Annotated in this window: 10 protein-coding genes; all 10 read right to left on the bottom strand. The window is 35.4% G+C overall.

Annotated elements, in window-relative coordinates:
* Positions 1-50: 50 nt before the first annotated feature.
* Positions 51-1,373, bottom strand: a complete 1,323-nt coding sequence (locus tag ACP15M_RS13385) for a dihydrolipoamide acetyltransferase family protein (RefSeq protein WP_425077712.1) — start codon at positions 1,371-1,373, stop codon at positions 51-53.
* An 89-nt stretch (positions 1,374-1,462) separates the two neighbouring features.
* Complete coding sequence (locus tag ACP15M_RS13380; RefSeq protein WP_425077711.1) at positions 1,463-2,059, bottom strand: transferase hexapeptide repeat family protein; 597 nt, start codon at positions 2,057-2,059, stop codon at positions 1,463-1,465.
* A gap of 39 nt (positions 2,060-2,098) precedes the next feature.
* Entirely contained in the window at positions 2,099-2,470 is a 372-nt protein-coding gene (locus tag ACP15M_RS13375; RefSeq protein WP_425077710.1) for a four helix bundle protein, read from the bottom strand.
* Positions 2,471-2,503: 33 nt separating this feature from the next.
* Positions 2,504-3,256: an enoyl-CoA hydratase/isomerase family protein gene (locus ACP15M_RS13370; protein ID WP_425077709.1), complete on the bottom strand. Its 753-nt coding sequence runs from the start codon at positions 3,254-3,256 to the stop codon at positions 2,504-2,506.
* Entirely contained in the window at positions 3,253-4,764 is a 1,512-nt protein-coding gene (locus ACP15M_RS13365; RefSeq protein WP_425077708.1) for a serine hydrolase, read from the bottom strand. Before ACP15M_RS13365 ends, ACP15M_RS13370 begins: the two co-directional genes overlap by 4 nt.
* 2 nt (positions 4,765-4,766) lie before the next feature.
* The gene (gene paaZ / locus ACP15M_RS13360) at positions 4,767-7,304 is read right to left on the bottom strand and encodes a phenylacetic acid degradation bifunctional protein PaaZ (RefSeq protein ID WP_425077707.1); all 2,538 of its coding nucleotides are present in this window, start codon (positions 7,302-7,304) and stop codon (positions 4,767-4,769) included.
* A gap of 125 nt (positions 7,305-7,429) precedes the next feature.
* Positions 7,430-8,641 (bottom strand): 3-oxoadipyl-CoA thiolase, encoded by a 1,212-nt coding sequence (pcaF, locus tag ACP15M_RS13355; RefSeq protein WP_425077706.1) that lies wholly within the window; start codon positions 8,639-8,641, stop codon positions 7,430-7,432.
* 81 nt (positions 8,642-8,722) lie between these two features.
* Complete coding sequence (locus ACP15M_RS13350) at positions 8,723-9,136, bottom strand: PaaI family thioesterase (RefSeq protein ID WP_425077705.1); 414 nt, start codon at positions 9,134-9,136, stop codon at positions 8,723-8,725.
* A 191-nt stretch (positions 9,137-9,327) separates the two neighbouring features.
* Positions 9,328-10,521, bottom strand: coding sequence for a 3-hydroxyacyl-CoA dehydrogenase NAD-binding domain-containing protein (locus ACP15M_RS13345; RefSeq protein WP_425077704.1), 1,194 nt, complete (start codon positions 10,519-10,521; stop codon positions 9,328-9,330).
* A gap of 136 nt (positions 10,522-10,657) precedes the next feature.
* A complete protein-coding gene (locus ACP15M_RS13340; RefSeq protein WP_425077703.1) occupies positions 10,658-11,443 on the bottom strand; it encodes an enoyl-CoA hydratase-related protein in 786 nt (261 codons plus the stop codon).
* Between the last annotated feature and the right edge of the window lie 85 nt (positions 11,444-11,528).

The raw sequence follows: 11,528 nt of genomic DNA, 5'->3' as shown, positions 1-11,528 counted from the left end.
TGGCAATCTTTTTTATTAGATTCTTTGCTTCGCTCTGAATGACATTTCAATTATATTTTTCTATTTATATCAAATTGCTCAAAGTAATCGGCAACTCTTCTTACAAAACTTCCTCCTAAAAAGCCATCAACAACACGATGGTCAAATGATAATGATAAATACATCATACTACGAATTGCAATCTCATCTCCTTTATCTGTTGTGATCACTTCAGGTCGTTTTTTAATAATCCCTAATGCTAAAATTGCAACTTCAGGTTGATTGATAATTGGTGTTCCCATAACACTTCCAAACGTTCCTACATTAGAAATCGTAAATGTACTTCCTTGAATATCGTCTGCTTTTAAATTATTCTCTCTAGCTTTCAAAGCTAAATCATTGACATTAGCTGCTAAGCTTTTTAAATCCTTTGTATCGGCATTTTTCACAACTGGAACAATTAAATTTCCACTTGGCAATGCCGTTGCCATTCCGATATTAATATCCTCTTTAACGATGATGTTTTTTCCATCGACCGAAGCATTGATATTTGGAAAATCTTTAACCGCTTTGGCAACCGCTTCTACAAATAATGGTGTAAATGTTAATCGCTCTCCATACTTTTTTTGAAAAGCCTCTTTATTGGCATTTCGCCAATTCACCATATGGGTTAAATCGGCTTCAACATAAGCAGTGACATGTGGTGATGTATGTTTGGAATACACCATATGATCGGCAATCATTTGGCGCATACGATCCATTTCAACAATTTTGCCTTTGCCTTTATCGAAACTTAATTGCGGAATGCGATAAGCTGTTGGGTCTTGCGTTATTGGTTGCGCAAATTTGTATGGTCTTCCGTCTTCGATATAATTGAACACATCACTTTTTCGCAATCGTCCTTCATGACCTGTCGCTGGAATTCTAGCTAATTCTTCAAAGCTGATATGGTGATTCTTGGCTATTGAAATGATTAGTGGTGAAAAGAAAGTATTAGAGTTATTTACTGAAAATGACGTTGATTGAGACATCTCGACTGCGCTCGATGTAACAGCTCGTTTCTTTTTTGAAATATTCTTCTTTTGAGATTCTTCGCTCCCGCTCTGTATGATAGCTTCCTTTTTTGATGCTTTTTTTGAAGATGAAGCATTGGCATCAGCATTTATAATAGCAATGGTTTCTCCTATTTTAATCACGTCATTTGCATCGTACAAAATTTCCTCAATGACTCCTGACACATTTGAAGGCACTTCAGAATCTACTTTATCGGTTGCTACCTCAAGAAGCATTTCATCTGCTTCAATAGTGTCGCCAACGCTTTTAAACCATGTGATTATGGCTGCTTCGGTAATACTTTCGCCCAATTTGGGCATTTTAAATTCGAATTTCGACATTCTTTATATTTTCTGTCATTGCGAGTACGAAGGTCGTGGTAATCTTTTTAAAAGATTTTTCGACTATGCTCGGAATGACACTTTTACATTTATTTCTTCATAAAATCCCTTAAAGTATCATAGACACCTTCTTGAATTTTCATATTCTCTGGTACTTCTCTTAAAGGCTCAACTTGTCTCAAGTTCTCATGACAATCGGCTGGTAATTGCTGATACAACTGCGTACCTTTTGTTTTCCATGTAATCATTTCGTCTGACACTTCCTTTACCACTTTTGCTGGATTACCAACTACTAAACTTCGTTTTGGAATAATCGTTTCAGCTTTAACAAATGCCATAGCTCCTACAATAGATTCGTCGCCAATGTCGGCATCGTCCATGATGACAGAGTTCATACCTATCAAACAATTACGTCCCAAATTAGCGCCATGAATTATAGCTCCATGACCAACATGCGCACTTTCTTTGAGTGTTATAGATTTGCCTGGAAACATATGTACTGTACAGTTTTCTTGAACATTGACTCCATCTTCTAGAATAATTTGTCCCCAATCTCCACGAATAGCTGCACCTGGACCAATATAACAGTTTTTACCAATGATGACGTTTCCTGTTACTGCTGCCAAAGGATGCACAAAACTAGATTCGTGTACTACTGGTGTATACTCTTTAAATTTGTAAATCATTTATAAGTCTTGAGTTTTGAGTTATTAGCTATGAGTTACTTACTTCTTTAATTTTTTACTTAATGCTGAAATCATTTTTCCAATTTCCGTTAAAGTTGCACGGTTACTTTCAAATTGTTCTTTGGTAATATAGTTTCTCAAAAAAGCTTTTGTATTCCAAGTAACACATTCGTGGCTACTATCCCACGCCATTTTTAAATATCTATTGAAATTAGCATCTGTACTCGCCGAGCCTTCTGAAATATTTGCTGCAATAGAATCTGCTGCTCTACTAAACTGAGACGACAGACGAAACATTTCTTTTTTAGGAAAAGTCTCTACTAATTTGTTTACTTCTTCCCCAAAAACTATTGATTTTTGACAAACAATCAAATTTTCAAAACTAAAATGATAACTACTTTCAAAATCCATAAATCTCAATTTCTAACAGCTCATAGCTCAAAACTACCTATAGGTTTTTAATTTCTCTTTTGTAAAATCACTCAACACCAATCTTCCACTGGTTGCTGCTCGTTCTGCTAAAAGCTCATCCCAATCATCTGTGCCTTTCCAGAAGATTTTTTTCATTTCTAACATGGCTTCAACATTATATGTACATAAATGTTCTGCCGTTGCTTTAACAGCTTCATCTAGCTCATCTGTGCTTTCGTATACATGCGTAAATAAGCCTTTTTGTTTTGCCCATTCGGCAGGATAAAATGTATTTGCATCAATGGCTATTTGTGACATGGCACTTAATCCCATTTTACGTTCAATGGCTGGTCCAACCACAAATGGTCCAATACCTATATTAAGTTCACTTAACTTAATGGCTGCAAATTTTGTTGCCATACAATAGTCTGTTGAAGCTGCGAGTCCAACACCTCCTCCAACGGTTTTTCCTTGAATTCGTCCGATGATAAACTTTGGACATTTTCGCATGGCATTTATCACATTGGCAAAGCCAGAAAAGAATACTTTTCCCGTGGCTTCGTCATTAATATTTATTAATTCTTTAAAACTGGCTCCTGCACAAAAGGTTCTGTCTTTTCCACTTTTTAAAACAATAACTTTGATGTCATCGTTTTGACCAGCTTCGGTTATGGTTTGTGCTAATTTTGCCAATACATCTCCTGGTAAGGAATTATGCGCAGGATGAAAAAACTCGATATATCCTACCTCATTTTCTATGGTTTGTTTTACGTATGGTTCGCTCATGATTGTTGTTTACTTAACTCTTCAATTTTTATTATATAACTTTTTGCATTATCATTTTCTGGGTTTAATTCCAGTGATTTCCTGTAGTTTAGCAATGCCTTACCATAATCTTTCACAGTAAAATATGCTTCGCCCAAACTGTCATATGCGTTTGCATCTTTAGGAAACTCTTCGGTTATAAATTTAAAAACCTCTATTGCACTTTGATATTGATTCTCTTTTAATAATTGATAACCCAAATTATTAACACTTCTCGTATTTAAATAATAAGCAGCAGTATCTGTTTTTCGTTTTCTGAATTCAGCCATAGCTTTTTCTGGGTTATTTTTAAATTCAGATTTCAAACTTGAACTTAAATTCAGTTTTGGGTATTTAATCAAATCTGGTTCAACATCATAAAAAAGTAAAGTTCCCCAATCATTAAGTGCTTTATCTGATGTATTATTTACCATTAAAACTATTCCATAATTAGAATCTGGACAAATTAAAATACCGCTTTGCGTGCCATGAGATGTGCCTGTTTTAGAATAGAAATAACCTTCTTCTTCGGCAAATCCAATATTTTGCCATAGATAACCTATTTGCTCACCATCCTCCTCATCAACAAACAAGGTTCGGGAGGCTTCCTTAATCCAAGGTTTATTTTTATGCTCTATTAAATATTGCATGTAAATTGCCATATCTGGCAAGGTTGAAATCGCACCTCCAGCTGCGCCATAAATCGGACAATAATCTATTGGTGATAATTCAGAGCCTTTGTAACCTCTAACCAAGTTGTTTAAATACTTTTCTGATTCGTTTAAATAGGTGTTGTGCATACCTATTTCATTAAAGAATGCTATCACTTGCTCATCAAAAGATTGCTGATTTACTTTTTCTAATATATAGGCCAAAAGCTCTGGGCCAATGGAAGTATACTCAAATACGGTTCCTGGTTTTTTATCAATTTCTACTGTTTTTAACTCTTCTAATAAATTTTGAATGGTGTAAATGTCTATTTTATCAACGCTTTCACCTGAATTCATTTTTTTGTTAAATATTTCTAGTCGTTCAGGTGTCTTATATTTAAATCCGAGGCTATGCGTCAATAAATTTTTAATGGTAATGGGATGACCTTGATATTCTAAATTAGAATAATCACCTTCAAAATAGGTTCTGATATCGTCTTCTAAAGTAATTTTACCATTCAAAACAGCTTTTGCTATCAATGAACCTGTAAATGTTTTGGTTATGGAAGCGATTTCAAAAAGCGAGCTATCGTTGGGTTTATTATGAGCAACATTATCAATCTCTCCATAATAGTTTTGATACATTTTTCCATCCTTATAAATGGCCAAAGCAAATGAATTGACATTACCTCTATCTAGCGTTTGATCTACATAATTATCAATTATACTTGTTAAAACCTCAAATGTTTTATCTTCTGAAAACGTTTCTCTTTTTGATTCTTTTTCAGAATTACAACCAAAGACAACTAAAGTTAAAAGTAAAATTTTTAAATATTTCATAACTATATTAACCCGAATTGCTCAAAGTGATGATTTAAATGCTTGCGTTCCAAAAGATACGATTCGTAGCGATTTAATTCACCAAACACCAAATTCTTTAAAACGGCTTGTGGGTGTTCTTTAAAGAAATTCTTATAGTTTTCTCTAACTTCTAAAAACTTTGCTTTTGCTGTTTCTAAATCTGGATATTTTAAATCGTCTAATTTGTCTTTTTCTAACAATGGAAAATTGGAATTCTTCGGAAACTTCTCATAGTTATACAGCGAATTATGCACCTTTTCCAAAATCTTTTCGGGTGTTGCAATGTCGAAATCTTGAATTTCACCTGAAGCAATTCTATAGGTATATTCCAAATGTTCAACCATATGTTGTGGCGTCATGATTCCCCATTTTGGTTTGATGTCTTCTGAAAGCTTTTCTAAACATTCATCAATCTTTTCATCGGTCATCTCTATAAAAGTCTCTTGTTTCTTTTGAACCATAGTTAAAATGGTTGCCACAGCAACTAACGGACTATCTTTTTCTGTTTTTTGACTTTCTGGTCTGTTTTCAAAATTGGCATCAAATACTTCAACATGCCATTTAACAATTCCGCTTGGGTGTTCTGCTGAAGCAACATCACGATCTACTTTTTCCTTGCAAGTTAAACGTACATAAATCGTATCGTTATGATACAATGGTCGTAAAAATCGAATACTATCTAAACCATAATTAGCCGAAACTGGTCCTTTATTTGGGTAGACAAATAATCCAGCTGCAGCCGAAATAATAAAATAACCATGAGCTGTTCTCTTTTCGAAGATGCTTCCGTCTAAAGATGTGATATCTGTATGCGCATAGAAATGATCCCAAGTAAGATTCGCAAAATTAATGATATCAGTATCTGTTAAAGTACGATTGTGAGTTTTAAGCGACATACCTGGCTGAATGTCTTCCCAATGGTATTGAAATGGATGCTCTTCAGCTTCTTTATATTTGGCATTTTGTTGGTAAACACCTGTGATTTCAGTAATCGTTGTTGGTGATCCTTGAATAGCTGTACGTTGCAAATAATGTTTAATACCACGAACACCTCCCATTTCTTCTCCACCACCAGCACGACCAGGACCTCCATGAACTAGGTATGGTAAAGGTGAACCATGACCAGTACTTTCTTTTGCACTTTCACGATTTAAAACCAATATTCTTCCATGATGAGATGCAGCATTTACAACATAATCTTTAGCAATTCTATCGTCATTTGTTGCTATTGAAGATACTAAAGATCCTTTACCCATTTGCGCTAAGGCAATCGCTTCATCTAAATTTTTATATGGCATTATTGTACTTACAGGACCAAAAGCTTCGCGCTCATGAATAATCGTGCTTTTAAATGGATGATCAGCTCGTAAAAGTATTGGACTTATAAATGCGCCTTTTTTAGCATCAGCTCCAATGGTTTCAATTTTATCTAAACCACCATAAACGATTTGCGCTTCTTTAGCCAAATCACTTACTGAAGCTTTAACAGCTTGAACTTGCTGATGACTTACCAAAGATCCCATTCTGACTTCTTTCAATCTTGGGTCTCCTATAGTAATTTTATCTAATGCTTTTCCTAAAGAAATTTGAACATCCTCTATTAAGTTTTCAGGAACGATAATTCGTCTAATGGCTGTACATTTTTGACCAGCTTTAACAGTCATTTCTTTTCGAACTTCTTTAATAAACAAGTCGAACTCTGGTGTTCCAGGAACTGCATCCTCTCCTAATATAGAAGCGTTTAAAGAATCTGCTTCCATAGTAAATGGTACTGACTCCTGAATTAATCTTGGATGTGCTTTTAACAATCTTCCTGTTTGTGCAGAACCTGTAAAGGTTACTACATCTTGAGATTCTACAGTATCTAAAATGGTTTTAACTGTTCCGTTAATAATTTGTAATGCACCTTCTGGTAATATTCCTGAATCTATAATTGTTCGTGCTACAGCTTCAGCTAAATACGAGGATGAAGGTGCAGGCAATACAACTGCTGGAACACCTGCCATCCAATTTACAGCACATTTTTCGAGCATTCCCCAAACTGGAAAGTTAAAAGCGTTGATATGAACAGCAACACCTTTTTTAGGTACCATGATATGATGTGCCATAAAACGTCCACCTCTCGATAAATCGACTGGATCACCTTCGACATGATAAGATTGGTTAGGAAACAATTTACGCAACGATGCGTTAGCAAACAAGTTCCCAAAACCGCCTTCAATATCTATCCAACTATCAATCTTGGTAGCTCCAGTTCTGTAGCTCAACTCATAAAATACATCTTTTCGCTTTACAAGATAAAATGCTAATTTTTTGAGCATATTCCCACGCTCTTGGAACGTCATTTTTCGAAGTTGTTCGCTTCCTTTTGTTCTTCCGTAGTTTAAGATTTCTGAAATATCTAATCCTTCAGTTGCTACGCTTGCGAAGGCTTCACCTGTTATCGCATCAAGGATTGGTGTTCCTTCTTCTTTACCTGTAGTCCATTGTCCTTGGACGTAGTGTGGAATCTTATTCATTTTTCATTATTTGAGATTCTTGAATCAGTGATTTTTGGTTTTTAAACTTCTTAAATCGACAATCTTAAATCATTAACTTTATCTTTTCAATTGATACCTCTCGACTGCGCTCTAGGTAACATCTATTATAAGTTTGTATTTTCGATAATACAAGCATACCCTTGACCAACTCCAATACACATGGTAATTAAGGCATAGCGTTTTTGCTGTTCTTGTAATTCTAGTGCTGCAGAATAAGCGATTCTTGTACCTGTAACACCTAATGGATGACCAATAGCGATTGAGCCTCCATTTGGGTTTAGTCTTGGATCATCATCTGCTAATCCCCAAGCTCGAGTGCACGCTAATGCTTGAGCTGCAAAAGCCTCGTTTAATTCAATAACATTTATATCATTCATGGTTAATCCTGCTTTTTCTAGAGCTTTATTAGACGCCTCAACTGGACCAATTCCCATAATTCTCGGTTCGACACCTACAACTGCAGAACTTACAATCCTTGCTAATGGTTTAAGGTTGTATTTTTCAACAGCATCTTGTGAAGCGATAATTGTTGCTGCTGCTCCATCATTCAATCCTGAAGAGTTCCCAGCAGTTACGCTTCCGCCTTCCTTTTTAAAAGCAGGTCGTAACTTTCCTAAAACTTCAAGAGAAGTATTTGGTTTAACAAACTCATCTTTAGCAAATCGGATTGGATCTTTTTTACGTTGAGGTATTTCGACAGTTACAACTTCTTTAGCGAGTCTTCCGTTTTCTTGAGCTGTTGTAGCTTTCATTTGACTCCAATAAGCAAACTTATCTTGATCTGCTCGAGAAATGGCATATTTTTCGACCAAATTCTCAGCAGTGTTTCCCATACCATCAGTTCCATACATTTCTTGCATTTTCGGATTAATAAAACGCCATCCAAATGTAGAATCGTATAGTTTAGAATCACCTCCAAAAGCAGTTGAAGGCTTTGCCATAACATATGGTCCACGTGTCATATTTTCAACACCACCAGCAATGAATAAATCTCCATCACCTGCTTTAATTGCTCGATTGGCATGAATGATTGCTGATAATCCAGAGCTGCAAAGTCGGTTAACCGTTTCTCCAGGAACTGTAAATGGCAATCCTGCTAATAAGGATGCCATTCTTGCCACATTGCGATTATCTTCACCTGCTTGATTGGCACAACCCATTATCACATCATCATATGCTTTTTTTGGGATGTTTGGATTTCGTTCAACTACTTCTTTTATTACTAATGCGCCTAAATCGTCTGTTCTCACAGCAGATAGTGTTCCTTTGTAATTTCCTATTGGAGTTCGCACTCCGTCTATTATGTATGCTTCCATGTTTGATTTTAAATTGTTGATTGTTGATTGTTGATTGTTGAATTTTTAAATCAAAATTCACTAATCATTAACCTTCAATCGTTAATCATTTTCTTCCCAATCTTTTTGAGTTCTATATACAACACCTTTAAAAAGCGCAACTAATTCATCGTCACGCTTTACTTCAATGATGTTGAAGCCTAATTTATTATTTACTTTTTCAATTACTGATTCAGCAGTTAAATAATCTCCTTCATTTAATGCTTCAATGTGATTGATACTCGTTTCAATTGAAACTGCATATTTACCATGCGTATTCGCAGCAAAACCAAAAGCAGTATCTGCTAACGAATAGCTAATTCCACCATGTGCTTTGTTCATACTATTAAGCATTTCTTTACGAATCGTCATACCAACTTTGCAACGACCTATTTCACATTCTAAAATCTCAATCCCTAACCATTGACTATAAGCATCTAGACTTAGCATTTTGTATGGTATTTGTTCTCCTTTCATATTTATTTTCTTCGAAAGAGGTAATCTTATTATGAGACCTTTCGACTGCGCTCAAGGTAATATTTTGTTATTTTTGTCATTTCGAGGACGAAGGACGTGGCAATCTTATTATGAGATTCCTCGGTTGCTTCGCAATTTACTTTCAATCAAAAATATATTTTTGATTGAAAGTAGTGCTCTGAATGACAGTACTAATTAAAAAACGTTTTATTTTCTCTATTCATCTTCCTTAATAACGGACTACAACGGTAACGATCTTCATGGTATTCGTTATAGAGTTCATCTAACTTAGAAACGCACCAATCTATGCCTTTTTCATCTGCCCAAGCCAATAGCCCTTTTGGATAATTGACACCTTTGGTCATGGCATTGTCTATGTCTTCTGCGGAAGCAATGTTTAAAAATAGTGCATCTGCAGCTTCATTGATGAGCATGATTAAAACGCGGTTGAAAATCTTTTCAGATAGAGATGTCTCGACTGCGCTCGACATGACATCTTGAGATTCCTTCGCTTTGCTCGGAATGACAATTCGACCATTTTCGTCATAATCGTAATAGCCTTTTCCAGATTTACGACCTAAATATCCAGCTTCAGCAAAACGTTTTTGGGTAAATGCTGGTTTATATCTAGGGTCAAAATAGAATGCTGTAAACACGGTTTCTGTTACTGTATAATTGACATCGTTTCCAATAAAATCCATAAGTTCAAATGGTCCCATTCTGAAACCACCAACCGTTTTCATTGCTGTGTCTATTGTTACAAAATCGGCTATGCCTTCTTCATAAATTCTTAAAGCTTCACCATAGAATGGTCGTGCAACTCTATTTACGATAAATCCTGGTGTATCTTTAGCTACAGCAACAACTTTCTTCCAATTGGAAATGGTTTGAACTGCTGTCTCTAAAACTGCTTTTGAAGTTTGAATGGCAGGAATGACCTCAACCAACTTCATCAAAGGTGCTGGATTAAAAAAGTGAATTCCGATGCAACGTTCTGGTTTCTCTAGTGATGCAGCAATAGATGCAATTGATAAACTCGACGTGTTTGAAGCAATGATACAGTCTTGAGAAACATAGCTTTCTAATTCTGAAAACACTTTCTTTTTAATCTCTAGGTTTTCAATAATCGCTTCAATGATCAAGTTAGAATCCTCTAAATCCTTTAGACTATCGACATACGAGATATTACCTTGTATTCTCATTTTTTCGGCATCGTCAATGCGTCCTTTTTCAATGAGACGATTTAATATTTTTTCAAGACTTGCTTTTGCTTTATCTAATGCTAATTGGTTGGTGTCGTATAATTTTACTTGACAACCAGATGTTGCAGCAACTTGTGCAATACCACTTCCCATGGTTCCTGAACCTATAATTCCTATATTCATATCATTTCCTGCAAAATCAGGAATCTTTTTTATTAAACTTCTATTGCAATTTTACTTTGTTCTTGACTTTTCTCGAACTCATAGCAAAATTATTAATGAGACCCTTCGACTACGCTCAGGGTGACACTTGTTTTTATTATCTTCCTTTAAAGTTTGGTTTACGTTTTTCGATAAATGCTGCAACACCTTCTTTATAATCTTCACTTTGTGCTGCTTCGATTTGTAATTTAGATTCTAATGCCAATTGTTCATCTAAAGTATTAGTGATAGATTGATTGAATAATTCTTTAATCATACCCAAAGCCTTGGTTGGCATATTAGCTAATTTTAAAGCCAATTTGTTTATATTTTCATCAAACTCTTCTAAAGACACACATTTGTAAATCATTCCTAATCGTTCGGCTTCTTCAGCGGAAATTTTATCGCCTAACATTGCTAGAGCTGAGGCTTTTTGAAATCCGACTAATCGAGGTAAAAAGAAGGTTCCTGCACTATCTGGAACCAAACCGATTAAGCTAAACGCTTGAATAAAACTTACTTTTTCATGAGCTACCACAATATCACAAGCCAAAGCAATGTTTGCTCCTGCTCCTGCAGCAACACCATTAACTGCTGCTACAATAGGTTTTTTAATATTACGTATTCTGGTAATGATTGGATTGTAATGTTCTTCAAGTATTTTTTTAAACCCAGGATTTAAATCGGGATCTGTGACTTCTTTTAAATCCTGTCCAGCACAAAATGCTTTTCCGTTTCCAGTTAATACAATGGCTCTAACGGCATCGTTGGTTTCACAATCGTCCATAATGGATTGTAAACTTAAAGCCATTTCGCGATTGAAACTATTAAAGACTTCTGGTCTGTTGAGCGTGATGTACGCTACTTTGTTTTCAATTTTTAAAAGAATTGAATTATTGCTCATACCTTATTTTTGTTTTGCGTTAAGGATTGAGGCTTTGTTGGAGCTCCTTGAAAAGAGCGACTGCCGAAAGCCTGACCCTTGGGTA

The organism is Psychroserpens sp. S379A, from assembly GCF_049800755.1.
In the GTDB taxonomy this organism is placed as follows: domain Bacteria; phylum Bacteroidota; class Bacteroidia; order Flavobacteriales; family Flavobacteriaceae; genus Psychroserpens.
This window is presented reverse-complemented; position numbering and strand designations above follow the sequence as displayed.

Coding starts and splice junctions, on each gene's coding strand:
- ACP15M_RS13385 (WP_425077712.1), bottom strand. CDS start 1,373: ATGTCGAAATTCGAATTTAAAATGCCCAAATTGGGCGAAAGTATTACC.
- ACP15M_RS13380 (WP_425077711.1), bottom strand. CDS start 2,059: ATGATTTACAAATTTAAAGAGTATACACCAGTAGTACACGAATCTAGT.
- ACP15M_RS13375 (WP_425077710.1), bottom strand. CDS start 2,470: ATGGATTTTGAAAGTAGTTATCATTTTAGTTTTGAAAATTTGATTGTT.
- ACP15M_RS13370 (WP_425077709.1), bottom strand. CDS start 3,256: ATGAGCGAACCATACGTAAAACAAACCATAGAAAATGAGGTAGGATAT.
- ACP15M_RS13365 (WP_425077708.1), bottom strand. CDS start 4,764: ATGAAATATTTAAAAATTTTACTTTTAACTTTAGTTGTCTTTGGTTGT.
- paaZ (WP_425077707.1), bottom strand. CDS start 7,304: ATGAATAAGATTCCACACTACGTCCAAGGACAATGGACTACAGGTAAA.
- pcaF (WP_425077706.1), bottom strand. CDS start 8,641: ATGGAAGCATACATAATAGACGGAGTGCGAACTCCAATAGGAAATTAC.
- ACP15M_RS13350 (WP_425077705.1), bottom strand. CDS start 9,136: ATGAAAGGAGAACAAATACCATACAAAATGCTAAGTCTAGATGCTTAT.
- ACP15M_RS13345 (WP_425077704.1), bottom strand. CDS start 10,521: ATGAATATAGGAATTATAGGTTCAGGAACCATGGGAAGTGGTATTGCA.
- ACP15M_RS13340 (WP_425077703.1), bottom strand. CDS start 11,443: ATGAGCAATAATTCAATTCTTTTAAAAATTGAAAACAAAGTAGCGTAC.